27 protein-coding genes and 1 pseudogene are annotated in these 23248 nt (G+C 67.5%); 15 read left to right on the top strand and 13 right to left on the bottom strand.

Annotated features, from left to right (window positions below):
• Positions 1-15 precede the first annotated feature (15 nt).
• Genes J0F76_RS03775 through J0F76_RS03755 form a run of 5 tightly spaced genes read left to right on the top strand, consistent with a single transcriptional unit; the run spans position 16 to position 5343 of the window.
• Positions 16-687 carry an SURF1 family protein gene (locus J0F76_RS03775; RefSeq protein ID WP_207465883.1) on the top strand — a complete coding sequence of 224 codons (672 nt, stop codon included), beginning with the start codon at positions 16-18 and terminating at the stop codon, positions 685-687.
• Positions 688-697: 10 nt separating this feature from the next.
• Entirely contained in the window at positions 698-2074 is a 1377-nt protein-coding gene (thrC, locus tag J0F76_RS03770; RefSeq protein ID WP_207465881.1) for a threonine synthase, read from the top strand.
• Positions 2071-3345, top strand: a complete 1275-nt coding sequence (locus J0F76_RS03765) for a M16 family metallopeptidase (RefSeq protein WP_377707052.1) — start codon at positions 2071-2073, stop codon at positions 3343-3345. Before thrC ends, J0F76_RS03765 begins: the two co-directional genes overlap by 4 nt.
• Positions 3345-3926: a GNAT family N-acetyltransferase gene (locus J0F76_RS03760; RefSeq protein ID WP_207465880.1), complete on the top strand. Its 582-nt coding sequence runs from the start codon at positions 3345-3347 to the stop codon at positions 3924-3926. Before J0F76_RS03765 ends, J0F76_RS03760 begins: the two co-directional genes overlap by 1 nt.
• 10 nt (positions 3927-3936) lie before the next feature.
• Positions 3937-5343 (top strand): FAD-binding oxidoreductase, encoded by a 1407-nt coding sequence (locus J0F76_RS03755; RefSeq protein ID WP_207465878.1) that lies wholly within the window; start codon positions 3937-3939, stop codon positions 5341-5343.
• Between the two features lie 18 nt (positions 5344-5361).
• On the opposite strand, the gene J0F76_RS03750 is transcribed toward J0F76_RS03755, so the two are convergent.
• Both J0F76_RS03750 and J0F76_RS03745 read right to left on the bottom strand, forming a co-directional pair.
• Positions 5362-5895, bottom strand: coding sequence for an adenine phosphoribosyltransferase (locus tag J0F76_RS03750; RefSeq protein WP_207465876.1), 534 nt, complete (start codon positions 5893-5895; stop codon positions 5362-5364).
• Positions 5892-6494, bottom strand: a complete 603-nt coding sequence (locus J0F76_RS03745; RefSeq protein WP_207465875.1) for a flavin reductase family protein — start codon at positions 6492-6494, stop codon at positions 5892-5894. The genes J0F76_RS03750 and J0F76_RS03745 overlap by 4 nt, the downstream gene beginning before the upstream one ends.
• Before the next feature lie 125 nt (positions 6495-6619).
• On the opposite strand from J0F76_RS03745, the pseudogene J0F76_RS03740 reads away from it, so the two are divergent.
• Both J0F76_RS03740 and J0F76_RS03735 read left to right on the top strand, forming a co-directional pair.
• A pseudogene (locus tag J0F76_RS03740) lies at positions 6620-7093 on the top strand (GNAT family N-acetyltransferase); the annotation flags it as partial.
• 115 nt (positions 7094-7208) lie between these two features.
• Positions 7209-7997: an EcsC family protein gene (locus J0F76_RS03735; protein WP_207465872.1), complete on the top strand. Its 789-nt coding sequence runs from the start codon at positions 7209-7211 to the stop codon at positions 7995-7997.
• A 130-nt stretch (positions 7998-8127) separates the two neighbouring features.
• On the opposite strand, the gene J0F76_RS03730 is transcribed toward J0F76_RS03735, so the two are convergent.
• Positions 8128-9654 (bottom strand): ATP-dependent DNA helicase, encoded by a 1527-nt coding sequence (locus J0F76_RS03730; RefSeq protein ID WP_207465870.1) that lies wholly within the window; start codon positions 9652-9654, stop codon positions 8128-8130.
• A gap of 89 nt (positions 9655-9743) precedes the next feature.
• On the opposite strand from J0F76_RS03730, the gene J0F76_RS03725 reads away from it, so the two are divergent.
• Both J0F76_RS03725 and J0F76_RS03720 read left to right on the top strand, forming a co-directional pair.
• Positions 9744-9950 carry a hypothetical protein gene (locus J0F76_RS03725; RefSeq protein WP_207465869.1) on the top strand — a complete coding sequence of 69 codons (207 nt, stop codon included), beginning with the start codon at positions 9744-9746 and terminating at the stop codon, positions 9948-9950.
• Positions 9951-10122: 172 nt separating this feature from the next.
• A complete protein-coding gene (locus tag J0F76_RS03720) occupies positions 10123-10326 on the top strand; it encodes a hypothetical protein (RefSeq protein WP_207465867.1) in 204 nt (67 codons plus the stop codon).
• Between the two features lie 59 nt (positions 10327-10385).
• Here the strand turns inward: J0F76_RS03720 and ccrA are convergent, their stop codons facing one another.
• Positions 10386-11675, bottom strand: a complete 1290-nt coding sequence (gene ccrA, locus J0F76_RS03715) for a crotonyl-CoA carboxylase/reductase (RefSeq protein WP_207465865.1) — start codon at positions 11673-11675, stop codon at positions 10386-10388.
• A 211-nt stretch (positions 11676-11886) separates the two neighbouring features.
• Here ccrA and J0F76_RS03710 point away from each other — a divergent pair, with 211 nt between their 5' ends.
• The gene (locus tag J0F76_RS03710; RefSeq protein ID WP_207465858.1) at positions 11887-13845 is read left to right on the top strand and encodes a protein meaA; all 1959 of its coding nucleotides are present in this window, start codon (positions 11887-11889) and stop codon (positions 13843-13845) included.
• A 138-nt stretch (positions 13846-13983) separates the two neighbouring features.
• Here J0F76_RS03710 and rpmE read toward each other — a convergent pair whose 3' ends face one another.
• The 8 genes from rpmE to J0F76_RS03670 form a co-directional block, all read right to left on the bottom strand.
• Positions 13984-14205, bottom strand: a complete 222-nt coding sequence (rpmE, locus tag J0F76_RS03705) for a 50S ribosomal protein L31 (RefSeq protein WP_207100992.1) — start codon at positions 14203-14205, stop codon at positions 13984-13986.
• Positions 14206-14216: 11 nt separating this feature from the next.
• A complete protein-coding gene (gene rplS / locus J0F76_RS03700) occupies positions 14217-14600 on the bottom strand; it encodes a 50S ribosomal protein L19 (protein WP_207465856.1) in 384 nt (127 codons plus the stop codon).
• The gene (trmD, locus tag J0F76_RS03695) at positions 14597-15469 is read right to left on the bottom strand and encodes a tRNA (guanosine(37)-N1)-methyltransferase TrmD (RefSeq protein ID WP_207465854.1); all 873 of its coding nucleotides are present in this window, start codon (positions 15467-15469) and stop codon (positions 14597-14599) included. The genes rplS and trmD overlap by 4 nt, the downstream gene beginning before the upstream one ends.
• Complete coding sequence (rimM, locus tag J0F76_RS03690) at positions 15462-15962, bottom strand: ribosome maturation factor RimM (RefSeq protein WP_207465852.1); 501 nt, start codon at positions 15960-15962, stop codon at positions 15462-15464. The genes trmD and rimM overlap by 8 nt, the downstream gene beginning before the upstream one ends.
• A gap of 48 nt (positions 15963-16010) precedes the next feature.
• Positions 16011-16367 carry a 30S ribosomal protein S16 gene (gene rpsP / locus J0F76_RS03685; protein ID WP_207465849.1) on the bottom strand — a complete coding sequence of 119 codons (357 nt, stop codon included), beginning with the start codon at positions 16365-16367 and terminating at the stop codon, positions 16011-16013.
• Between the two features lie 38 nt (positions 16368-16405).
• Positions 16406-16714, bottom strand: a complete 309-nt coding sequence (locus J0F76_RS03680; RefSeq protein ID WP_242689972.1) for a chorismate mutase — start codon at positions 16712-16714, stop codon at positions 16406-16408.
• Entirely contained in the window at positions 16711-18207 is a 1497-nt protein-coding gene (gene ffh / locus J0F76_RS03675; RefSeq protein WP_207465847.1) for a signal recognition particle protein, read from the bottom strand. Before ffh ends, J0F76_RS03680 begins: the two co-directional genes overlap by 4 nt.
• A 177-nt stretch (positions 18208-18384) precedes the next feature.
• Positions 18385-18972: an FMN-dependent NADH-azoreductase gene (locus J0F76_RS03670; RefSeq protein ID WP_207465845.1), complete on the bottom strand. Its 588-nt coding sequence runs from the start codon at positions 18970-18972 to the stop codon at positions 18385-18387.
• Positions 18973-19071: 99 nt separating this feature from the next.
• Between J0F76_RS03670 and J0F76_RS03665 the strand changes: the two genes are divergently transcribed.
• Genes J0F76_RS03665 through J0F76_RS03655 form a run of 3 tightly spaced genes read left to right on the top strand, consistent with a single transcriptional unit; the run spans position 19072 to position 21455 of the window.
• Entirely contained in the window at positions 19072-19917 is an 846-nt protein-coding gene (locus tag J0F76_RS03665) for a LysR family transcriptional regulator (RefSeq protein ID WP_207465843.1), read from the top strand.
• 54 nt (positions 19918-19971) lie between these two features.
• Positions 19972-20556, top strand: a complete 585-nt coding sequence (locus tag J0F76_RS03660) for a peroxidase-related enzyme (protein ID WP_207465841.1) — start codon at positions 19972-19974, stop codon at positions 20554-20556.
• Positions 20557-20588: 32 nt separating this feature from the next.
• Positions 20589-21455 carry a DMT family transporter gene (locus tag J0F76_RS03655; protein ID WP_207466034.1) on the top strand — a complete coding sequence of 289 codons (867 nt, stop codon included), beginning with the start codon at positions 20589-20591 and terminating at the stop codon, positions 21453-21455.
• Here J0F76_RS03655 and J0F76_RS03650 read toward each other — a convergent pair.
• Positions 21452-21727, bottom strand: coding sequence for a hypothetical protein (locus J0F76_RS03650; protein ID WP_207465839.1), 276 nt, complete (start codon positions 21725-21727; stop codon positions 21452-21454). The two genes, J0F76_RS03655 and J0F76_RS03650, sit on opposite strands and share 4 nt — an antisense overlap.
• A 211-nt stretch (positions 21728-21938) precedes the next feature.
• On the opposite strand from J0F76_RS03650, the gene J0F76_RS03645 reads away from it, so the two are divergent.
• Both J0F76_RS03645 and J0F76_RS03640 read left to right on the top strand, forming a co-directional pair.
• Positions 21939-22709, top strand: coding sequence for a division plane positioning ATPase MipZ (locus J0F76_RS03645; RefSeq protein ID WP_207465837.1), 771 nt, complete (start codon positions 21939-21941; stop codon positions 22707-22709).
• A 78-nt stretch (positions 22710-22787) separates the two neighbouring features.
• Positions 22788-23248, top strand: a 461-nt coding sequence (locus J0F76_RS03640; RefSeq protein WP_242689971.1) for an efflux RND transporter periplasmic adaptor subunit, incomplete at its 3' end; no start/stop codon positions are given.

The following is a 23248-nucleotide window of genomic DNA, read 5'->3' as shown; positions in this document are numbered from 1 at the left end:
AGCCGGACCCTTTTCATGCGCCGCATCCTGTTTCCCCTGATCCTCGGCATCGTCGGCTGCGCGATCCTGATCCAGCTTGGCTTGTGGCAGTTGCGCCGGATGGAGTGGAAGGAAGGGATGCTGGCCCAGATCCAGGCCAGCATCGAGGCGGCGCCCGTGCCCTTGCCGGCATCGGTCGATCCGTCGATGAAATACCTGCCCGTGACCGTCAGCGGCACCACCACCGGGGCCGAGATCGACGTGCTGTCCCACACCCGCGAACAGGGCGGCGGCTATCAGGTCGTGTCGCGCTTCGTCACCGATGATGGCCGGGCGATCCTGCTGGACCGGGGCTTCGTTCCCCAGGAACTGCGCCATGTCGAACGCGGCCCCACGCGCCTGACCGTCCGGGGCAACCTGCACTGGCCCGACGAGAAGGGCAGCGCCACGCCCGAGCCGAACCTGGACGAGAACATCTGGTTCGCCCGCGACGTGCCCGCCATGGCGAAGGCCCTGGACACCCAGCCGATCCTGGTCGTCGCCAGCTTCGTCGAGGGCGAGACGCAAGGGGTCGAGCCGATCCCCGTCGCGGTCGAGGGAATTCCCAACAACCACCTGTCCTATGCCGTCCAGTGGTTCCTGATCGCGGCGACCTGGGCGGGGATGACAGTTGCCCTGATCTGGCGTATCAGGCAGCGGAAATACTGAGGGAATACGGATGCGCTACGTCTCGACGCGGGGAAAGGCCCCGGTTCTGAACTTCGAAGGGGCGATGCTGTCGGGCCTGGCCCGCGACGGCGGCTTGTACCTGCCCGAGACGATCCCGGCGTTTTCCGGTTTGAACGACCTCGACGGCCTGCCCTACGAGGAAGTGGCCTTCCGCGTCATCCGTCCCTTCACCGGCGACAGCTTCTCGGATGCCGAGTTGCGCGGCGCCATCGACCGGGCCTATGCCCGGATCGAACACACCGCCAAGGCGCCGCTGCGCCAGCTTGCCCCCGGCCATCACCTGCTGGAACTGTTCCACGGGCCCACGCTGGCCTTCAAGGACTTCGCGATGCAGTTGATCGCGCAGCTGTTCGAGATCGCGCTGAAGCGGTCCGGCCAGCGGATCACCATCGTCGGCGCGACCTCGGGCGATACCGGGTCGGCGGCCATCGAGGCCTTCAAGGGCATCGACAACGTGGACGTGTTCATCATGTTTCCCCATGGCCGCGTGTCCGAGGTGCAGCGCCGCCAGATGACCACGCCCGAGGCGGCGAATGTCCATGCGCTGGCCGTGACGGGCCATTTCGACGACTGCCAGGCGCGGCTGAAGGATCTGTTCAACGACCACGCCTTCCGCGACGGGGTGGGGCTGGCGGGCGTCAACAGCATCAACTGGGCGCGCGTGGTGGCGCAGATCGTCTATTACTTCACCGCCTGCGCGTCCCTGGGGATGCGGGACACCGACTTCACCGTTCCCACCGGCAATTTCGGCGACATCTTCGCGGGGTCCATCGCGCGCGCCATGGGCCTGCCGATCCGCCGCCTGATCGTGGCGACGAACCAGAACGACATCCTGCACCGCGCGCTGACCACCGGCGAATACCGGGTCGGCACGGTCGAGCCGTCCATCAGCCCGTCCATGGACATCCAGGTCAGTTCGAACTTCGAACGTGCGCTCTATCTGGCCTATGGCGGCGACACGGCGGCGATTGCGCAACTGATGGACGAACTGAAACAGGGCGGCTTCACCATCAGTCAGGGCGCGCTTCATGCCTTGCGCGAGCAATACCTGTCGGGCCGCGTCAGCGAGGATGAGACACTGGCGATGATCCGCACCATCCGCGCGGAAACCGGGGAAATCCTCTGCCCGCACAGCGCCGTGGGCGTCGCCGTCGCGCGCCGGCATGTCGAGCCGGGCGTGCCGATGGTGACGCTGGCCACCGCCCATCCGGCCAAGTTTCCCGATGCGGTTGAAGCCGCCATCGGCATCCGGCCCCCGTTGCCGCCGCATATGCAAACGCTGTTCGACCTGCCGGAACGGGTGACGCGGGTTGAAAACGACGTGCAGGCGCTTAAATCGCTGATCCTTGACCGGAGAACCCAGTGAACAAAGACCCCAACCTGCACGTCACGACCCTGCCCAACGGTTTGCGCATCGCCACGCGCCTGATGCCGGGCCTGCATTCCACCGCCCTGGGGATCTGGGTCAATGCGGGGGGGCGCAACGAACGCCCGGAACAGAACGGCATCGCGCATTTCCTGGAGCACATGGCCTTCAAGGGCACCGCGACCCGCACGGCCCTGCAGATCGCCGAGGCGATCGAGGATGTGGGCGGCTATATCAACGCCTATACCTCGCGCGATGCGACGGCCTATTACGTCCGCGTGCTGGAGGATGACGTCGATCTGGCCTTCGACGTGATGTCCGACATCGTGCTGAACCCGGTCTTCGACGAACACGAGATCGAGGTCGAGCGCGGCGTGATCCTGCAGGAAATCGGGCAGTCGATGGACACGCCCGACGACATCATCTTCGACTGGCTGCAAGAGGCCGCCTATCCGAACCAGCCGATGGGCCGCACCATCCTTGGCCCCGCCGAACGGGTCAGCAGCTTTGGCCGCGCCGACCTGGCAGGCTTTGTCGCGGAAAACTACGGCCCCGGACAGATGATCGTGGCGGCGGCGGGTGCCGTCGACCACGACCGTATCGTGCGGCTGGCCGAACGCGCCTTCGGGCATCTCGCGCCCGTCACGCAGGCCCCCCGAGAGGCCGCGCGCTGGCATGGGCTGGAAACCCGCAAGGTCAAGCGGCTGGAACAGGCCCATTTCGCGCTGGCGCTGGAAGGGCCGGGCTATCTGGCATCGGATTTCTATGCCGCGCAGATCTTTTCCTCGGCGCTTGGCGGGGGCATGTCCTCGCGCCTGTTCCAGAAGATCCGCGAGGAACGGGGCCTGTGCTACACGATCTTCGCGCAGTCGGGCTTCCACGACGACACCGGGATGCTGACCATCTATGCGGGCACGGGGGCCGAGGATCTGGCGGACCTCTCCACCCTGACCATCGACGAGATGAAGCGCGCCGCCGAAGACATGTCCGAGGCCGAGGTCGCCCGCGCCAAGGCGCAGTTGCGTGCAAGCCTGCTGATGTCGCTGGAAAGCCCGTCTGCGCAGGCGGAACGCATGGCGCGGACGCTGGCGATCTGGGGCCGGGTGCCCGACGCGGCCGAGGTCGCCGACCGCATCGCGGCGGTGTCGGTGGCCGAGGTGCGCGCCCATGCCGAGGGCCTGATCTCGCAGGCGCGGCCCGCGCTGGCGCTTTATGGTCCCGTGAAGGCCGCGCCTGACCTTGGCACCTTGACCGACCGGCTTGCCGCCTGATGTTCCTGCGCCGCCGACCCGTAAGGCTGGAAACCGAACGGATCGTGCTGCGCCTGCCGGTTCATGCCGATTTCCACGCATGGTCCGCGCTGCGCCAGGCCAGCCGCGATTTCCTGAGCCCGTGGGAACCCGTGTGGTCGCCCGACCATCTGACCCGCAAGAGCTTCGTCAACCGCGTCTACTGGGCGGCCCGCGCCAGCCGGGGCGGCACCGCGCTGCCCTTGTTCCTGGTGCGCCGGGACGGCGTGCTGCTGGGCGCGATCACCCTTGACAACATCCGCCGCGGCCCGGCCCAGTCGGGCACCATCGGCTATTGGATCGGCCAGCCATATGCGCGGCAGGGCTACATGCGCGAGGCGATCGGCCTGCTGGTCCACCATGCCTTCGCCACCCTGGACCTGAGCCGGGTCGAGGCCGCCTGCCTGCCGGAAAACGCGGCCTCGCGCGGCGTGCTTGAACAGTCGGGCTTCAAGTACGAGGGCGTCGCGCAAAGCTATCTGCAGATCGACGGGCGGTGGCGGAACCATGTGCTTTACGCCAACCTGCGCAGCGACCGGCGCGGTCGCAGCGATGCCCGCTGAAGGGGGAACGATGCTGAACGACGCCACCGACGCGCTGGGGCGCCTGCTGCCCTCCGGCGTGCTGCGCGACGCCGCGCCTGCCTATTTCGATGAACCGCGTGGCCGCTACAAGGGGCGTGCCGGTCTGATCGCCGCCCCTCGCACGGTCGAGGAGGTCGCGGCCGTCGTCCGTGCCTGTGTCGAGGCGGGCGTGCCCATCGTCCCGCGCGGCGGCGGCACCGGGCTTGTGGGCGGCCAGGTCATGGCCGAAGGCGCCGTGCCGCTTCTGCTGTCGCTGGAACGGATGAACGCCATCCGCGCCATCTACCCCGAAGAGGGCGTGATCGTGGCCGAGGCGGGCGCGACCCTGCAGCAGGTCCGCGATGCCGCCGCCGGCGTGGGCCGGCAGTTTCCCCTGGCGCTTGCGTCCGGCGGAACGGCGCAGATCGGCGGCGTGCTGGGCACCAATGCGGGCGGGGTGAACGTGCTGCGCTATGGCAATGCCCGCGCCCTGTGCCTGGGGGTCGAGGCCGTGCTGCCGCAGGGCCAGATCATGCATGACCTGAAGCGGCTGCGGAAGGACAACACCGGCTATGACATCCGCGACCTGCTGATCGGGGCCGAGGGCACGCTGGGCATCATCACCGCCGCATCCCTGGTGCTGGCGCCCGTGCCCGCCGAAATCGGCGTCGCCATGCTGGTGGTCGAATCGCCCGAGGCCGCGCTGACCCTGCTGTCGCTGGCGCAGGGCCGGATGGCGGGCGGCGTGACCGCGTTCGAGCTGATCGCGGGGCAGGGGCTGCGCTTCCTGGACGCGGCCTTCCCCGACCTGCGCCAGCCCTTCGCCGACCGCCCCGACTGGCTGGTCCTGATCGAGGTCGGGTTGCCCTCAGGCCTCTCGGCCGACGGGGCGCTGGAGGGCCTGTTCACCGAGGCCGCCGAGGCCGGCCTGGTCAGCGACGGCGTGATCGCCCAGTCGGGCCAGCAGGCCGCTGGCCTGTGGGCCATCCGCGAGACGATCCCCGAGGCCAACCGCCACATTGGCGCCATCGCCAGCCACGACATCAGCCTGCCCTTGTCGGAAATCGCCCGCTTCATCCGCGATGCCAAGGCCATGCTGACGGACATGGCCGACCTGCGGATCAACTGCTTCGGCCATCTGGGCGACGGCAACCTGCACTTCAACCTGTTCCCGGCCGAGGGGAAGACCCGCGACGCCTATGACGACATTCGCCGCGCCCTGTCCCGCACGGTGCACGAGATGGTCGTGGCGCGCGGCGGGTCGTTCTCGGCGGAACACGGGGTGGGGCGGCTGAAGGCGGCGGATCTGGCCGAATGGGGCGACCCGGCCCGGCTGGCCGCCATGCGCGCGATCAAGGACGCGCTGGACCCGGCGGGGATCATGAATCCGGGGGTGATCCTGGCAAAGGGCGCGTGATTTCACGCGCCCCGCGCCTCAGTCTCCGTCAAAGGCAGTCAGCGCGTGAACCTCGTGCCCCAGGCCTTCCAGCAGCCGCCGCCCGCCCAGATCCGGCAGGTCGATCACGAAGGCGCAGCCGACGACCTTCGCACCCAGCCTTTCGCACAGCGTGATCCCTGCGGCCGCCGTGCCGCCGGTGGCCAGCAGATCGTCCACGATCAGAACCCGTTCGCCCGGCTTCAAGGCGTCGTCATGGACTTCGACCACGGCCTCGCCATATTCCAGCTGGTAGGCCTGGGAGATCACCGCGCCCGGCAGCTTGCCCTTCTTGCGGATCGGCACGAAGCCGGTGGACAGCTGATGCGCCACCGCGCCGCCCAGGATGAAGCCGCGCGCCTCCAGCCCCACGACCTTGTCGATCCGCGCGCCCGCATAGGGGGCCAGCAACTGGTCGATGGCGATGCGAAAGCCCCGCGCATCCGCGAACAGCGTGGTCACGTCGCGGAACAGGATCCCCTCATGGGGAAAGTCGGCGATGGTGCGGATGTAATCCTTGACGTTCAGGCTCATGCGGGGCGTTCCATTTCGAACAGGTCCTGCACCGCGGCATAATCGCGATAGCCCAGCCGCGCAATCCAGCCGCCCGCCGCGCGGGGGTCGAAGCGGCCCTCGACCACGCAATCGTCGCGGATATGGACGCCCGTGACCACGCCGAAGACGACGAAGTTCGCCTCGCCTGCCAAGGGGACGATGCGGGTCATCCGGCATTCCAGCGCCGCGGCGGCGCCTGCCACGCGCGGGCAGGCGATGGTGTCGCATTCCGCGGCGGCGATCCCGGCGGCCTCGAACTCGCTGGTGCCGGCGGGCATGGGGGCAGACGAGGCGTTCACCTGGTCGCGCAGGTCGCCGGTCGCGATGTTCACGCAGAACACGCCGGATTCGATGATCTGCGCCACGCTGTCCTTGGTGCCCTTGCGGTCCGGCTTGGCGCTGGTGGACGCGAACATCACCTGCGGCGGAACATAGGCCACCGCGTTGAAGAACGAATAGGGCGCCAGGTTGTCGCCAGCAGACCCGCGGGTCGAGATCCAGCCGATGGGCCGGGGCGCGACGATGGCGTTGAAGGGGTTGTGTGGCAGCCCGTGGCCGTTTTCGGGGCGGTAGAACATCGCGGGCCTCCTTGTCATGTGCCGGGCCAACCTGCCACCGACCGCGTGGACCCGCAATGCCGCCCCGCGTGTTTCATCACCGGCAGGCCCGTGCTAAGGGGCCGCCAGGACCGACAGGAGGCGCGATGTACGAAATCTGCCCCGAGACAGCCGCCGACGAACCCGAGGTCGAGGCTCTCTATGACCTGTGCTTCGCGCCGGGCCGGACAGCGCTGTCCTCGTACCGCCTGCGCGACGGTGTGCCCCGGGTCGCCGACCTGTGCCTGGTGCTGCGCGCCGACGACGTCCTGCTGGCCGCCATCCGCTTCTGGCCGGTGCGGGTGGCGCGCAGGCCGGTGCTGCTGCTGGGACCGATCGCCGTGCATCCGACCGCGCAGGGCGAAGGCCTGGGCGGCATGTTGATGCGCGACAGCCTGAACCGGGCACGCAAGCTGGGCTGGAGCCGGGTCCTGCTGGTGGGGGACGCCCCCTATTACAGCCGCTTCGGCTTTCAGCGGCTTGACGACGTGGTCATGCCGCCGCCCACGAACCCGGACCGGGTGCTGGGACTGGAACTCTGGCCCGACGCCTGGGTTGGGGTGTCGGGGCCGGTCATGCGTGAGACCTCGCCGGGCGTGACGGAGATGCTGGCGCAATATACGCGCAGCCCGAAGATCGGCTCGGCCTGTGTCACCGTTGTTCCGCCCGACGCGCAGGTTTCGCAAGAGGATACAGATGGCGACCAATCAGCAGCTGGTGCTTCCGCCGATCAATGACCCGTCCGTCCACGCCCAGATCGACCGTCTGGCGCGGCGTTACCTGGATGCGGGCGGGTTGGGGATGGAGGTCATGTCGGTCGTCGGCAACAGCGCCGAAGGGCTGATCGAGAAGTTGCCGGGCTTCGTGCGCAACCGGATGGACCACATCACGCGCGCGGCGCTGAACCGGGCCTTCGCCGCCGCCAGCAACTCCCGGCGGATGGTGCGCGACCGGGGGGACTGGTTCAACCGCATGGCCTCGACCGTCAGCGGCGCGGCGGGGGGCATGGGCGGCTTCGCGGGCGCGATGATCGAACTGCCGGTGACGATCACCCTGCTGCTGCGCGCGATGCTGGACATCGCCGCCGAACACGGCCTCGACCCCGCCAGCGAGGAGGTGCGCATGGAATGCCTGCGCATCTTCGCCGCCGCAGGCCCCATGGCCGAGGATGACACGACCGACATGGGCCTGCTGGCGGCGCGGCTGTCGGTGACGGGGCAGACGGTGCAGGGGCTGATCAGCCGCGTGGCGCCGCGCCTGTCGGTGTCGATGGGCCAGAAGCTGGCCGCGCAGGCCGCCCCGATTTTCGGTGCCGTGGTGGGGGCCTCGATCAACTATACCTTTGCGCGCTATTACCAGGAACTGGCCCGCGTCCATTTCGGCATCATGCGCCTGTCCCGCGAAACCGGCATCCCCAAGGAAGCCTTGATCGAGGCGCTGCGCCTGTCCATCGAACGCCTGGACCACCGCAAGGCCGCGCGCTGAGGGGCCTTTCATCTTGGCCCCGGTATCCCGGGGCTTCGAAGCGCCCGGAGAAAGGTCCGCTGGACCTTTTTTCAGCGGAGAAGGGGCCGGCAGGCCCGAGCGGGGGCTGGCCCCCGGCTGTCGCGGGACGCTATTCCTCCTCGGCCGCCAGGGCCAGGTCCGCGACCGGGGTGTCCAGATCGTCTGTCCCCAGCGGCGCCGAGGGCCTGGCCAGGCGCGCCTTCGTCACCCAGAACAGCCGTTCCTGCGCCCGGGTGATGGCGACATAGGTCAGGCGCTTCCACAAGGGAATGCCGGCCTCGTTTCGGCTCGACCAGGCGGCGGCGCTGATGTCAGGGGCGAAGACCTGCACGGCGGGCCATTGGCTGCCCTGCGACTTGTGGATCGTCACCGCCGCGCCGTGCAGGAAGGTCGCGCCCATGCGGGCGGCATAGGGGATGAAGGGCTCTTCCTCGTCCGGCAGTTCGATCTTGACGATGCTGGCGGCCGACAGGCGCGGCTCCTCGGCGCCGATGACGTGCAGCCGCGAAAAGCCGGGCTTGCGGCCCGGACCCAGATAGACGACCTGCGCGCCCTTGATCAGGCCTCGCGCCTCAAGGTCGATGCGCTTCTTGCGGTGCTTCAGGGGCAATTCCAGCCCGTCGCAGATCAGCGGCTCACCCGGCAGCAGCGCGTCGCCCGGCGCGCCATAGGCCGCGCGGAACGCATGGATCAGGCGAATGCGCGTGGCATTGCGCCAGACCAGGACCGGGCTGCGGGCCATCAGGTCGCTTTCCACCCGTTCCGCCCAGACCACGCGATCGTCGCGCCGCGCCGCCGCGCGGACCATGCTTTCGAAGCCATCGAAGGTCAGCGCGTCATCGGCAAGGGCATGGGCCAGGTCCAGGATGGGGCTGTCGTCGGCCTGCCGGTGGATGCGGTTCAGGACCAGCCGCTGGCTGGCTGCCAGCTTGTCGAAGACCATCTCGCCCGACTGGCCCACGGGGGCAAGCTGCGCCGGGTCGCCGAACAGCACCAGGACCGGGAAGATCTCGCGCAAGTCCTCGAGCTGCTTCTCGTCCAGCATCGAGGCCTCGTCGACAAGGCCGACATCCAGCGCGTCCTCGCGCCGTTTCCAGCCGCGGATGAAGTCCGACCCGCGCAGGCCCGCCGCGGCCAGGGCGCCGGGGATCGAGGCGTGCTGGTCGAAGAAGACCTTGGCCCGGTCCAGCGCGGCATCCGTCATGCCCTCGACCGCGGGTCGGTCGCCGGTGCCGGTCAGCCATTCCGCCAGCTTTTCGTATTCCGGGTCGTAGACAGGCGTATAAAGAATGCGGTGGATCGTCGTCGCCGGCACGCCGCGCATCCGCAGCACGAAGGCCGCCTTGTTGGTCGGTGCCAGGATCGCCACGCTGCGCCGGTCCTTGCGGCGCCGCCCCTCGTAGTCGCCGCTGACGACCTCGACCCCCGCGCCGCGCAGGGCCTTGGTGATCTGCGACAAAAGCAGCGTCTTGCCCGAGCCCGCCTTGCCGATCACCGCCATGACCCGGCCCTTGCCGGGCTGCGGGGGCTGCACTTCCTCGGCGATCAGGTCGATGCCGGCCGCGCCGAAGGCTTCGGCCAGGGCATCCCAGGCATCGGCCTGGTCGGGGGACAGAGTAGGGGCGGGGGTGTTCATGCGACCCGTCTAGCGCGGGCCGTGACGAAAGCCCATGCAACTTTTTCGCCGCTGGCGCGTGTATGAGGGATCGTCGAAAGGAACGCGCGATGATCGAACTGTTCTTCGTCACCTGCCTGATCAGCGACCCCCAGCATTGCACCGAACACAGCCTGCTGTTCGAGCAGCGAAACGGCCTGTTCACGTGCATGTTGGAGGGTCAGAACGAACTGGCCCGGTGGGTCGCGGCCCATCCCGACGATCAGGTCCGGGAATGGAAGTGCCGCCGCCCCGAGGCCGCGGAGACCGACATCTGAACCGGGCCTCGTCCTGTCGCTGCCCAGCCGCGCACCATCGATCCCGATCCCGTGCCGCCCTCTGGGCAGCCACGGCATTCGGTTCGTCGTTTCACGCCATGATCACGCTTCTCTGCGAATCATACCTTAGTCTTAGATCCCGAGTGAGACCGGCAGAACGGAGCGTGAGCCCATGATCGAATTGCTGTTTGTCAGTTGCCTTTTGACCGAACCCGAACATTGCCAGCAGCGAAGCCTGATCTTTGTCGAGGAAAGCCTGATGGCCTGCATGATCCATGGCCAGCAGCAACTGGCAATGTGGCTGGACAGTCATCCACGGGAAGCCGTGCGCGAATGGAAATGCCGCAGCGCCGCCTTGCGAGAGGTCGAAGCCTGAGGGCCATCCGCCGCCCGGCAGGGCACCAGGGGGCAACCTGCCGAATGACTTGCTGCGGCTTACGACCGGCGCGCTTCCAGCGCGTCCTCGAAGGTGCGCAGGCCCGTCGTGGGCGCCTGGACCAGCACCGCCATGTTGCCGGGCTTGTGCTGGTTCCTCATCATCTTCACATGCGCCGCCGGGATTTCGGCCCAGGGAAAGACCTCGGACATGCAGGGGTCGAGGCGGCGTTCCAGCATCAGCTTGTTGGCCGCCGAGGCCTGCTTCAGATGCGCGAAGTGGCTGCCCTGGATGCGCTTCTGGTGCATCCACAGGTAGCGCACGTCGAAGGTGCAGTTGAAGCCGGTCGTGCCCGCGCAGATCACCACCATGCCGCCCTTCTTGCAGACGAAGGTGCTAACGGGGAAGGTTGCCTCACCCGGATGCTCGAAGACGATATCGACGTTGTTGCCCTTGCCGGTGATGTCCCAGATGGCCTTGCCGAACTTGCGGACCTCGTTGAACCAGTCCTTGTATTCAGGCGTGTTCACGGTGGGCAGTTGCCCCCAGCAGTTGAATTCCTTGCGGTTGATGACGCCCTTGGCGCCCAGGCCCAGGACGAAGTCGCGCTTGTCTTCCTCGCTGATGACGCCGATGGCGTTGCCACCCGCCGCGTTGATCAACTGGATCGCATAGGAACCCAGCCCGCCCGAGGCGCCCCAGACCAGCACGTTCATGCCGGGCTTCAATTCATGCGGCTCGTGCCCGAACAGCATCCGATACGCGGTGGCAAGCGTCAGCGTGTAGCAGGCCGATTCCTCCCATGTCAGGTGGCGCGGCCGGGGCATCAGCTGCTGGGACTGGACGCGCGTGAACTGGGCGAAACTGCCGTCCGGCGTCTCGTAGCCCCAGATGCGCTGGGTCGGCGAAAACATCGGGTCGCCACCGTTGCATTCCTCGTCGTCGCCGTCGTCCTGGTTGCAGTGGATGACGACCTCGTCCCCCACCTTCCAGCGGCGGACCTTGTCGCCCACGGCCCAGACGATCCCCGAGGCGTCGGACCCGGCGATGTGATAGGGCTGCTTGTGCACGTCGAACATGCTGATCGGCACGCCAAGGCCCGCCCAGATGCCGTTGTAGTTGACGCCCGCCGCCATCACCAGGACCAGCACCTCGTTGCTGTCGATGGCCGGGGTGTCCACGACCTCGAGCTGCATGGCCTTGTCGGGCTCGCCCTGGCGCTCGCGGCGGATCGACCAGGCGTGCATCCTGGGTGGAACGTGACCCAGGGGCGGCATCTCGCCCACGTCATACAGATCCTTCACGGGCGCATCGTAAGGAGCGATCGGAGTGGGGGAGTCGAGGGCCATCAGCTTCTCCTGCACATCTGCTGCGGCGCAGAATCGCCGCTTGCCTCGACATCATTGGTATGAAGAGATGCGCAACAATGCAACTGTTGTGGATGCTTTACAGCAATAAAATGTCCGAAAGTCGAAGCCGTGCGCCGCGACGCGGCGAATTGACGTGGTTTGTTTGTTTCGATAACGATTCCCGTGTTGGAACATTGTTGCGAGGTGCCGCATGGCCGAGAAGGACAAACCCTGGCTGTTCCGCACCTACGCGGGTCATTCCACCGCCGCCAAATCCAATGCGCTGTATCGCGGCAACTTGGCCAAGGGGCAGACCGGCCTGTCGGTGGCCTTCGACCTGCCCACGCAGACCGGATACGACAGTGATCACGTGCTGGCGCGGGGCGAGGTCGGCAAGGTCGGCGTGCCGATCTGCCACCTGGGCGACATGCGGGCGTTGTTCGACCAGATTCCGCTGGAACAGATGAACACCTCGATGACGATCAACGCGACGGCGCCCTGGCTGCTGTCGCTGTATATCGCCGTGGCCGAGGAGCAGGGCGCGGACATCAAGGCACTGCAAGGGACGGTCCAGAACGACCTGATCAAGGAGTACCTGTCGCGCGGCACCTATATCTGCCCGCCGAAGCCGTCGCTCGCGATGATCACGGACGTGGCGGCCTATACGCGGGAACACCTGCCCAAGTGGAACCCGATGAACGTCTGTTCCTATCACCTGCAAGAGGCGGGCGCGACGCCGCAGCAGGAACTGGCCTATGCGCTGGCCACCGCCATTGCCGTGTTGGACGACCTGAAGGGCAAGGTTCCGCCCGAGGGTTTCCCCGAGATGGTGGGCCGCATCAGCTTCTTCGTGAACGCGGGCATCCGCTTCGTGACCGAGATGTGCAAGATGCGCGCCTTCACCGAGTTGTGGGACGAGATCACGCGGGATCGCTATGGGATCACGGACGAACGCTATCGCCGGTTCCGCTATGGCGTGCAGGTCAACAGCCTGGGGCTGACGGAACAGCAGCCTGAAAACAACGTGTATCGCATCCTGCTGGAGATGCTGGCCGTCACGCTGTCGAAGAACGCGCGGGCGCGGGCGGTGCAGCTTCCGGCCTGGAACGAGGCGCTTGGCCTGCCGCGTCCCTGGGACCAGCAATGGTCGCTGCGGATGCAGCAGATCCTGGCCTACGAAACCGACCTGCTGGAATATGGCGACCTGTTCGACGGCAACCCGGTGATTGCAGCGAAGGTCGAGGAATTGAAGCAGGGCGCCCGCGACGAGTTGCGCCTGCTGGACCAGATGGGCGGGGCGATCGCCGCGATCGACACCATGAAGGCGCGGCTGGTCGAGTCCAACGCGGAACGGCTGGGACGGATCGAGACGCACGAAACCGTCGTGGTCGGCGTGAACCGCTGGCAGGGGGGCGAACCGTCGCCGCTGACGGCGGGCGACGGCGGGATCATGGTGGTCGATCCGGCGGTGGAGCAGGATCAGATCGCCCGGCTGCAAGCCTGGCGCGCGGCGCGGGACGAGGGCGCGGTGCAGCTTGCGCTTGGCGCGCTGCGGGATGCGGCAGGGCGGGGTGAGAACGTGATGCCCTGGTCCATCGCGGCGGCCAAGGCGGGGGCAACGACCGGCGAATGGGCGGGCATCATGCGGCAGGTCCATGGCGAATATCGCGGGCCGACCGGGGTATCCGCCAGCCCGTCGAACCGGACCGAGGGGCTGGAGGAGATCCGCGAGGCCGTCGATGCCGTCAGTGCGCGCCTCGGGCGCCGGTTGAAGTTCGTGGTCGGCAAGCCGGGCCTCGACGGCCATTCCAACGGGGCAGAGCAGATCGCCTTCCGCGCGCGGGACTGCGGGATGGACATCACCTATGAAGGCATCCGCCTGACGCCCGAGCAGATCGTGGCCCGCGCGCAGGAGGAGGACGCCCATGTCGTCGGGCTGTCGATCCTCTCGGGCAGCCATCTGCCGCTGATCGCCGATCTGATGGATCGTATCCGCGCGGCGGGGCTGGACCATGTGCCGGTGATCGTCGGCGGCATCATCCCTGACGACGACGCGGCCCGGCTGCAGGCGATGGGCGTGGCGCGCGTCTATACGCCCAAGGATTTCCAGCTGAACGCGATCATGATGGACATCGTGGCGCTGGTGGAGCCAAGCGTCGAGGCAGCATGAGTGCGTCCCGCGGCGACCGGGGGACTGCGCGTCCCCCGGACCCCCGGCGGGGTATTTCCGCAACGAAGAAGCGGCGGGAGGCATGAATGGAAAACGCCGCCCGGGTGGGGCGGCGTTCCGTAATTCCGGGAGGAGCGATCAGAAGCCCAGGCCGGCGTATTTCGACTTGAACTTCGACACGCGGCCGCCGGTGTCCATCAGCTTGGCCGAACCGCCGGTCCAGGCAGGATGCACCGTGGGGTCGATGTCCAGCGTCATGGTCTGACCTTCCGAACCCCAGGTCGAGCGGGTCTGGTAGGTGGTGCCATCGGTCATCTTGATCTCGATGGTGTGGTAATCGGGGTGGATGTCTTTTTTCATCGGATGAACCCTCAGGCTTTCGCGTCGGACAGCGGACGGTAGTTGGTTTTCTCGACGATCCGGGCCGACTTGCCGCGACGGTCGCGCAGGTAATACAGCTTGGCGCGGCGGACCTTGCCGCGGCGCACGACCTCGATCGAGTCGATGTTGGTCGAATAGAGCGGGAACACGCGTTCCACGCCTTCGCCGAAGCTGATCTTGCGCACGGTGAAGCTGGCGGCCAGGGTCGCGCCGCCCCGGCGGGAAATGCAGACGCCTTCATACATCTGCACGCGGGTGCGGGTGCCCTCGGTCACCTTGTAGCCGACGCGCACGGTGTCGCCCGACTTGAAGTCCGGGATGGTCTTGCCGAGGGCAGCGATCTGCTCGGCTTCGAGTTCTGCGATCAGGTTCATCGCCTGGGTTCCTTGTCATGCTCGGGGCGGTTCCCCGATTGGTCTGATGCGCCCGAGAGCTGTCGGTCCTTTGCCGGGTCCATACCGTCCTGGTATGCCCGCCACAGGTCGGGGCGGCGTTGCTTTGTCAGCCTTTCGGCCTCACCGGCCCTCCAACGATGAATGGCCGCGTGATTGCCCGACAGCAGAACCTCGGGTATCTCGCGGCCTTCCCATTGGGCGGGCTTTGTGAACTGGGGGGCCTCCAGCAGCCCCCTGTTGCCGATGGAAAAGGATTCCTCGGCCAGAGAGTCGTGATTCCCCAGCACGCGCGGTATAAGGCGAACCGTCGCGTCGATCAAGACCTGAGCGGCGATCTCTCCGCCCGTCAGGACATAGTCGCCGATGCTGATCTCCTCAACGGCGTGGGCATCCAGGACGCGCTGGTCCACGCCTTCGAATCGGCCGCAGATCAGGGTGACGCCGTTGCCCTGCGCCAGATCGCGGGCGCGGGACTGCGTCAGCGGCGCCCCGCGCGGGGACATGTAGATCACCGGGCGGGGCGGGCCCTGGCGGGCCTCGCGCAATGCTGCGTCCATCACGTCGGCGCGGATCACCATGCCCGCGCCGCCGCCCGCAGGCGTGTCATCGACATTGCGGTGTCTGCCGATGCCGAAGTCGCGCAGGGGAATGGTGCGCAGGTTCCACAGACCCTGAGCAAGCGCCTTGCCGGTCAGGGACAGGCCCAGGATGCCGGGAAAGGCTTCGGGGAACAGGGTAACGATGCTGGCGGTCCAGGCGCCCTGCACCTGCGGTTCGGCCATCAACTCGCGCGGCCGCAGGCTGGCGGTGATGGACAGGCGGCCATGGGACTTGGGCTGGTCACTCATCGGTGGCGGGGGGATCGGCAACGATGCGCTTCGCCGTCAGATCGACAGTCGGGACCGCTTCGCGGGTGAAGGGCAGAAGCAGGACGTCCTTGCCGCCCACGACCTCGAGGATGTCGCCCGCGCCATGGTCGAAAATCGCGCGGACCCGGCCGAGGACGGCGCCGCCGGTATCGACGACCTCCAGCCCGATCAGGTCGGCGTGGTAGAATTCATCATCGGGAAGCGAGGGCAGGGCGGATCGCGGCGCCCAGAGGGTGACGCCCTTGAGGGCTTCCGCGTCCTCGCGGGTGGCGACGCCCGACAGGCGCGCGCCAAGGCCGCCGGTGACGGGGCGGGTCAGCTTGACGGAAAAGCTGCGCTTGCCGTCCTCGGTGGTCAGGGGAGTGTATCTGGCGATGTCCGCAGGCTCGGTGCAGAAGCTTTTCAGCCGCACCTCGCCCCCAACCCCGAAGGCCCCGGCGATCGCGCCCACGCAGATGCGGTCTTGTGACATGCGGCCCCCTTGGGACGAAAAGGGCGGGGTTGCCCCCGCCCGTCTTGATTATTCCGCGTCGGCCGGGGCAGCGGCTTTTGCGGCCTTTTCGGCGGCGCGGGCCGTGGCTTTCTTGCCCGGCTCGGCCTTCTTCATGTTGGCGCGGGTGGCCTTTTCGCGGACCCCTGCGGCTTCCAGGAAGCGGGCCACGCGGTCGGTCGGCTGCGCGCCCTGGTCCAGCCAATGCTTGGCGCGGTCCAGATCCAGCTTGATGCGGTCTTCGCTGTCCTTGGCCAGCAGCGGGTTGTAGGTGCCCAGCTTTTCCAGGAAGCGGCCGTCGCGCGGCATCCGCGAATCGGACACGACGATGGCGTAATGCGGGCGCTTCTTGCTGCCGCCACGGGCCAGACGGATTTTCGTTGCCATTGGTATTCTCCTTGTAATGGCGTGGAGGGGCTGCGCCCCTAGGATTGAAAGGTTTCGTGATGCCGGATCACTTCGGCGATCACGAAGTTCAGGAATTTGCGCGCGAATTCCGGGTCCAGGTCGGCCTCGCGCGCGAGGCGTTCCAGCCGTTCGATCTGCTGCGCTTCGCGGGCGGGATCGGACGGCGGAAGATCGTGTTCGGCCTTGAGGCGGCCGACGGCTTGGGTGTGCTTGAAGCGTTCGGCCAGCGTATAGACCAGGATCGCGTCCAGCCGGTCGATGCTGGCGCGGTGGTCGCGCAGCAGGGCCGCGGCGCGGGCGGTGGGATCGGGTGCGGTGTCCATCATTTCTTCCCGAACAGCCCCGACAAGCCGCCCGGCAGCCCGGCCTTGCCCAACTGGCCGCCGAGGCCCTTGGGATCGGACAGCATCTTCTGCGCCTCGGCCATCTTGGCGGGATCGAAATTCTCTAGGTCGGGCAGCCCGCCGCCCTTGCCGGTCATGGCGCGCATGGCCTGCTTCAGCATCCCGCCCTTGCCCATCTTGCCCAGCTTCTTCATCGTGTCGGCCATCTGCTTCTGCATCTTCAGAAGCTTGTTCAGTTCCGACACGTCCATGCCCGCGCCCGCCGCGATCCGCTTCTTGCGGCTGGCCTGCAGCATGTCGGGGTTGGCGCGTTCCTTTTTCGTCATGGAATTGATCAGCGCGATCTGGCGGCTGATCGCCTTGTCGTCCATGCCTGCGGCTTCGGCCTGCTTGGCCATTTTCTGCATGCCGGGCATCATGCCCATGATGGACTGCATCCCGCCCATCTTCTGCATCTGCTCAAGCTGGCCCTTGAGGTCGTTCATGTTGAACAGACCCTTCTGGAAGCGCTTCATCATGCGCTCGGCCTGCTCGACCTCCAGCACCTGCTGGGCCTTCTCGACCAGGGCCACGATGTCGCCCATGCCCAGGATGCGGCCCGCGACACGCTGCGCGTCAAAGGTTTCCAGCGCGTCCATCTTTTCGCCAAGACCCACGAAGCGGATCGGCTTCCCGGTGATCGCGCGCATCGACAGCGCGGCACCGCCGCGCCCGTCGCCATCCATCCGCGTCAGCACCACGCCCGAGACGCCGACCTTGGCGTCGAACTCGGTCGCGACGTTCACCGCGTCCTGGCCGGTCAGGCCGTCGACCACCAGCAGCGTCTCGCGCGGCTGGGCGATGTCGCGGACGGCCTGGACCTCGTCCATCAACTGCTGGTCGATGTGCAGCCGGCCGGCGGTATCCAGCATCACCACGTCATAGCCGCCAAGCGATGCCTGCTGCTTGGCGCGGCTGGCGATCTGCGTGGCGGACTGGCCCGGAACGATGGGCAGGGTATCGACGCCGATCTGGCTGCCCAAGATCGCCAACTGCTCCATCGCCGCCGGGCGGTTGGTGTCGAGCGAGGCCATTAGCACGCGCTTCTTCTCGCGGTCCTTCAGGCGCAGGGCCAGCTTGGCCGTGGTGGTGGTTTTCCCCGAGCCCTGGAGGCCGACCATCAGGATCGGCGCGGGCGGATTGTCGATGCGCAGGGCGTCGGGCGCATCCTCGCCCTGCAGGACCTTGATCAGCTCGTCATGGACGATCTTGACGACCTGCTGGCCGGGGGTGATCGACTTGGTGACGGCCGATCCGGTGGCCTTGGACGTGACCGCCTTGACGAAGTTGCGCGCCACCGGCAGCGAGACGTCGGCTTCCAGCAGCGCCACGCGGACCTCGCGCATGGCGGCGGTGACGTCGTCCTCGGTCAGGGCGCCCTGCTTGGTCAGCCGGTCGAAGACGCCGCCCAAACGGTCGGAAAGGTTCTCGAACATCGCCGGGCCTCCTTGGGTCCAAAACAGTGCGGCCCCCGTGGGCGCGACGCGCTGACGGGGGGCGATCCCCGCAATGGACGGGGACCGGAAGGCCAATCCTTCCGGGAATCCGGGGGCTGATACGAAAAAACGGCCCGCGAGTCAACGCGGGCCGTCACACTCATTACAATAACGGGATCAGGCGGCCAGCTTTTCCAGCGCCTCCTGGGCGCGGGCAAGGCCCGCCTCGCGGTCCATGGCCAGGCGGTCGGCGGCCACGAACTCGACATCGGTGATGCCGATGAAGCCCAGCATGTGGCGCAGATAGCTTGACGCGAAATCGATATCCGATCCGAAGGGCGTGCCCGCGGCGGCATAGCCGATGATGGCGCGCTTGCCCTTCAGCAGGCCCTCGGGGCCTTCGGCGGTATAGCGGAAGCTTTTGCCCGCGCGGGCGATCTGGTCCAGCCAGTTCTTCAACTGCGCGGTCAGCGTGAAGTTGTAGATGGGCAGGCCGATCACCAGCACATCCGCTGCCTGAACCTCGGCCAGGTAGGCGTCCGAGGTGGCGACGATGGCCTGCTGTTCCGGCGTCGGGTTCGCGGGTGCCATGCGGACGGCGGCGAACCAGTCGGTGTCGATGGCGGGCACCCCCTCGTTCAGGTCGCGATAGGTGACGGTGGCGTCGGGGTTGGTGGCGGTCAGCTTGGCCACGATGTCGGCGGTCAGCTTGCGCGACACCGAGGCGTCGCCGGTGATCGCGCTGTCGATATGCAGGATGTTCATGGTCGAAGTCCGTTCGGAATGGGGCGTTGCGCATGATTTAGGCCTATGCCTCGCCGAACATAATGGCGATAAGCGCGCATCATCTGTGCGGAGATGCACATGAGCATCGAGAGTTGGGACGACCTTCGCATCGCGCTTGCCGTGGCGCGATCCGGCACCGTCAGCGCGGCGGCCGAGACGCTGGGCGTCCACCACGCCACCGTCATCCGCCGCATCGACGGGCTGGAAGGGCAGCTTGGCGTCAAGCTGTTCCAGCGCCATCCCCGCGGCTATGCCCTGACCGAGGCCGGGCAGGCCATGCTGAAGGTCGCGGGTGATGCCGACGAACGCTTCGCCCAACTGGCCGCGCAGATCGTGGGCGGCAGCGACCGGATCGAGGGGGAGCTGGTCGTGACCTCGCTGCCGGAACTCTCGGACGTGGTCATGCCCCGGCTGGTCCGGCTGATGCGCCAGCATCCGGGATTGCGGCTGAACTATGTCACCGACGTGCGCCTGTTCCGCCTGGACGCGGGCGAGGCGCATGTGGCGATCCGCGCGGGCAGCCAGCCGACCGAGCCCGACTATGTCGTCCGGCCCATGGGCACGGTGCGCCATCCGATCTATGCCTCGCCCGCCTATATCGCCGCCCATGGGCCGGTATCGGGCATTGACGGGCACAGGCTGGCGCTGCTGGGGCCGCAGGCCCGCAACGCGCCGCTGATGGTCTGGATGCGCGAACGGGTCGATCCGACGCAGATCGTCCTGACCGCCAATGACGAAGCCGCGCGCGAGGCCGTCATCCGCGCGGGCCTCGCCATCGGCCCCCTGTCGCCATCCCGCGCCGAAGGCTTGGTCGAGGTGATGGCCCTGCCCGAATGGGAATCGCGGCTGTGGCTGGTCACGCATGTCGATCTGCACCGCACGCCCAAGGTGCAGGCCGTCGTGGCCGCGCTGCGGGGCGAATGACCCCCTTCACTCCGTGCACACGGTCGGCCAATCTGCGCCGCAGGAGGACCCGTCATGACCCATCCCATCAGCCGCTTCGCGGTGCCCGATCTTGAAACCCTGCCGCAGGACATGCAGGACGCCATCGCCAAGGTGGCCGAGAAATCCGGCTTCGTGCCGAACGTGTTCCTGGCCCTGGCCCACCGCCCCGACGAATTCCGTGCCTTCTTCGCCTATCATCAGGCGCTGATGGACAAGGACGAGGGCCTGTCCAAGGCCGAGCGCGAGATGATCGTGGTCGCGGTCAGCGGGCTCAACAACTGCCAGTATTGCGTGGTGGCCCATGGCGCCATCCTGCGCATCCGGGCCAAGAACGCGCTGATCGCGGACCAGGTGGCGGTCAACTGGCGCAAGGCCGACCTGACGGACAGGCAGCGCGCCATGCTGGCCTATGCGGAAAAGGTCACGCTGGAGGCCCATCGGATCGGCGATGCCGACCACCAGGCCCTGCGCGACGCGGGCTTCAACATCAACGAGATCTGGGACATCGGCGCGATCGCAGCCTTTTTCGGCATGTCGAACCGCATGGCGAATGCCGGGGACTTCCGGGCCAACGACGAATTCTACATGCTGGGCCGCCAGGTGCCGGGCTTGCAGTGAACCGAACCGAGGCGCTGCGCGGCCATGCGGCGATGGGGCTGTTCTCGGCCCTGGTCGCGGGATCGTTTTCGCTGGGCGTGCGGGCCGCGAACCTGATCGACCCGGCCGCGATCACGGTTGCCCGCTTTGTCATCGCGGCGGGCGTGCTGGCGGGGATCGCGCTTCTGGCGCCGTCGCGCGGCAGGCCGCGGGCGCTGTTGCAGGCGCCTTGGCGATACCTTCTGCTGGGCGCGGCCTTTGCCGGATATTTCGTGCTGATGTTCGAAGGGCTGAAGACCGCCCCGGCCGTTGCCGCCAGCGCGGTCTTCACCTTGACGCCAATCATGGCGGCGGGGTTCGGCTGGCTGCTTCTGCGCCAGCGCATGACGGGCCATCTGGCGGCGGCGCTGGCGCTTGGCGGGGCCGGGGCGCTGTGGGTGATCTTTCGCGGCGATCTCGGCGCCCTGGCGGGGATGGAGATCGGGCGGGGCGAGGCGATCTATTTCGTCGGCTGCGCGCTGCACGCGCTTTACACGCCGCTGGTCCGCAGGCTGAACCGGGGCGAGGGGCCGCTGATCTCCAGCCTGGGGACGCTGGTTGCGGGCGGGATGCTGACAGCGGCCTGGGGCTGGGGCGCGCTGACGGCAACCGCATGGGGGACGCTGCCCGCCATCGTCTGGATCACGATCTTCTATGTCGCGATCTTCGCCAGCGCCTTCACCACCATGCTGGTGCAATATGCCGCACTGCGCCTGCCCTCGGCCAAGGTCATGGCCTATACCTACCTGACCCCGCTCTGGGTGATCGCGCTGGAAGCCGCGCTGGGCCGGGGAATGCCCGGCCCGGTCCTGCTGCCGGGCATCCTTGCCACGCTTGGCGCCCTGGCGCTGCTGCTGAAGTCGGACGAGCCCGCGCGCTAGGCCGGCCGCCCGCTGATCCGTGCCCAAAGGCTGCGGGCGGCGGGCCTTGGCGTCACCCGGTGGCCGGTCAGGATGCGACCGCCCGCCTCGATGCTGACGCGGCCGTCGCGCAGGTGCTGGACAACCGGCCCCTGTGCCTGCTGGCGCGCGCCGATGGTGATGGTGGCATAGGCGGGCTGGTGGACGGGCAGGTCGTCCATCCAAAGGGCGGCCGGGCCGATGCTGGCGGCGGGCGTGGACAGCACAAGGCCGGTGATGAAGTTCGGTGTCATGTCTGCGTCCTCCCTGGTCGGCTGAAGGGCATTAGCGCAGAGCCGGGCTTTCCGCGCAAGAAAAATCTAGCTGCACAGTCGTGATTAAATCCCTTGTCCAAGGGGCGCGGCTTTGGCGCATCAACGGCGCCCCGTCCTTGTGCAGGCGCTTTCCTTCGCGCCGCGACCTCAGTAGCGTTCGCGCGGACAAGGACCGGCAAGGGGCGGCTTCGTGGCGCATATCATCGTTGTGGGCAACGAAAAGGGTGGCAGCGGCAAGTCCACCACCTCGATGCATGTGGCGACCGCCCTGGTCCGCATGGGCCACCGCGTCGGCGGGCTGGATCTGGACGTGCGGCAGCGCAGCTTCGGCCGCTACCTGGAAAACCGCGAGGCCTTTGCCCGGCGCGAGGGGCTGGACCTGCCCATGCCCGTGATCGGCGCCATGGGCGACGGCGGCGACCCGCTGACCCCGGCCCTGACCCAGCTGGAAAGAACCTGCGACTTCATCCTGCTGGACTGCCCCGGATCGCATACGAAGCTCAGCCAGATGGCGCACACGCTGGCCGACACGCTGGTCACGCCGATGAACGACAGCTTCGTGGATTTCGACCTGCTGGCCCGCCTGTCGCCCGAGGGCAAGATCCTGGGACCGTCCATCTATGCCGAGATGGTCTGGTCCGCGCGGCAGATGCGGGCGCAGGCGGGGGCGGGGCCGATCGACTGGCTGGTGCTGCGCAACCGCCTGGGCACCCAGGCGATGCACAACAAGCGCAAGGTCGGCGGCGCGCTGGAGACGCTGTCGAAACGCATCGGCTTTCGCGTCGCGCCGGGCTTTTCCGAACGCGTCATCTTCCGCGAACTGTTCCCGCGCGGCCTGACCCTGCTGGACCTGAAGGACATCGGCACCGAACAGTTGTCCATGTCCAACATCGCCGCGCGGCAGGAACTGCGCGACCTGGTTGCAGAACTGAACCTGCCGGGCGTCGCGGTCAACTTCTAGGCACGACGTCACGCGCGCGTTGTTGCCCATGGCTTCAGCACCTATGTTGCCGGACAGGTCATCATGGCAGGCTGTCCCATGCGCTTCCTTTCCGTTCTTCTTCTCGTCCTTGCCCTGCCGCTGGCCGTGTCGGCCGACGAATCCGCCACCGCATCCGAGGCGCCGGTCCGCAGCCTGCCCTCTGTCACCGTCGAATCCGCCACCCGGTCCGAGGTCCAGGCCCGCATCCCCGTGTCCGGCACCATCGTCGCCCGGCAGGAGGTGCAGGTCTTTCCGCAGGTCTCGGGCTACGAGATCACCGAGATCCTGGCCGAGGCGGGCGACACTGTCGCCAAGGGGCAGGTGCTGGCCCGGCTGTCCACCGACACGCTGTCGGCGCAGCTTGAACAGGCGCGGGCGGAATACCTGCGGGCCGAGGCGGGCATCGGCCAGGCGCAAAGCACCATCGACAGCGCCGAAGCCGCGCTGACGCAGGCGCAGACCACCCTGCAGCGCGTGCGGCAGTTGCGCGAAGGCGGCACGGCGGCGCAGTCCGCCCT

Source organism: Paracoccus fontiphilus, from assembly GCF_017356265.1.
GTDB classification, from domain to species: Bacteria; Pseudomonadota; Alphaproteobacteria; order Rhodobacterales; family Rhodobacteraceae; genus Paracoccus; species Paracoccus fontiphilus.
This window is presented reverse-complemented; position numbering and strand designations above follow the sequence as displayed.

Coding starts and splice junctions, on each gene's coding strand:
- J0F76_RS03775 (WP_207465883.1), top strand. CDS start 16: ATGCGCCGCATCCTGTTTCCCCTGATCCTCGGCATCGTCGGCTGCGCG.
- thrC (WP_207465881.1), top strand. CDS start 698: ATGCGCTACGTCTCGACGCGGGGAAAGGCCCCGGTTCTGAACTTCGAA.
- J0F76_RS03760 (WP_207465880.1), top strand. CDS start 3,345: ATGTTCCTGCGCCGCCGACCCGTAAGGCTGGAAACCGAACGGATCGTG.
- J0F76_RS03755 (WP_207465878.1), top strand. CDS start 3,937: ATGCTGAACGACGCCACCGACGCGCTGGGGCGCCTGCTGCCCTCCGGC.
- J0F76_RS03750 (WP_207465876.1), bottom strand. CDS start 5,895: ATGAGCCTGAACGTCAAGGATTACATCCGCACCATCGCCGACTTTCCC.
- J0F76_RS03745 (WP_207465875.1), bottom strand. CDS start 6,494: ATGTTCTACCGCCCCGAAAACGGCCACGGGCTGCCACACAACCCCTTC.
- J0F76_RS03735 (WP_207465872.1), top strand. CDS start 7,209: ATGGCGACCAATCAGCAGCTGGTGCTTCCGCCGATCAATGACCCGTCC.
- J0F76_RS03730 (WP_207465870.1), bottom strand. CDS start 9,654: ATGAACACCCCCGCCCCTACTCTGTCCCCCGACCAGGCCGATGCCTGG.
- J0F76_RS03725 (WP_207465869.1), top strand. CDS start 9,744: ATGATCGAACTGTTCTTCGTCACCTGCCTGATCAGCGACCCCCAGCAT.
- J0F76_RS03720 (WP_207465867.1), top strand. CDS start 10,123: ATGATCGAATTGCTGTTTGTCAGTTGCCTTTTGACCGAACCCGAACAT.
- ccrA (WP_207465865.1), bottom strand. CDS start 11,675: ATGGCCCTCGACTCCCCCACTCCGATCGCTCCTTACGATGCGCCCGTG.
- J0F76_RS03710 (WP_207465858.1), top strand. CDS start 11,887: ATGGCCGAGAAGGACAAACCCTGGCTGTTCCGCACCTACGCGGGTCAT.
- rpmE (WP_207100992.1), bottom strand. CDS start 14,205: ATGAAAAAAGACATCCACCCCGATTACCACACCATCGAGATCAAGATG.
- rplS (WP_207465856.1), bottom strand. CDS start 14,600: ATGAACCTGATCGCAGAACTCGAAGCCGAGCAGATCGCTGCCCTCGGC.
- trmD (WP_207465854.1), bottom strand. CDS start 15,469: ATGAGTGACCAGCCCAAGTCCCATGGCCGCCTGTCCATCACCGCCAGC.
- rimM (WP_207465852.1), bottom strand. CDS start 15,962: ATGTCACAAGACCGCATCTGCGTGGGCGCGATCGCCGGGGCCTTCGGG.
- rpsP (WP_207465849.1), bottom strand. CDS start 16,367: ATGGCAACGAAAATCCGTCTGGCCCGTGGCGGCAGCAAGAAGCGCCCG.
- J0F76_RS03680 (WP_242689972.1), bottom strand. CDS start 16,714: ATGATGGACACCGCACCCGATCCCACCGCCCGCGCCGCGGCCCTGCTG.
- ffh (WP_207465847.1), bottom strand. CDS start 18,207: ATGTTCGAGAACCTTTCCGACCGTTTGGGCGGCGTCTTCGACCGGCTG.
- J0F76_RS03670 (WP_207465845.1), bottom strand. CDS start 18,972: ATGAACATCCTGCATATCGACAGCGCGATCACCGGCGACGCCTCGGTG.
- J0F76_RS03665 (WP_207465843.1), top strand. CDS start 19,072: ATGAGCATCGAGAGTTGGGACGACCTTCGCATCGCGCTTGCCGTGGCG.
- J0F76_RS03660 (WP_207465841.1), top strand. CDS start 19,972: ATGACCCATCCCATCAGCCGCTTCGCGGTGCCCGATCTTGAAACCCTG.
- J0F76_RS03655 (WP_207466034.1), top strand. CDS start 20,589: ATGGGGCTGTTCTCGGCCCTGGTCGCGGGATCGTTTTCGCTGGGCGTG.
- J0F76_RS03650 (WP_207465839.1), bottom strand. CDS start 21,727: ATGACACCGAACTTCATCACCGGCCTTGTGCTGTCCACGCCCGCCGCC.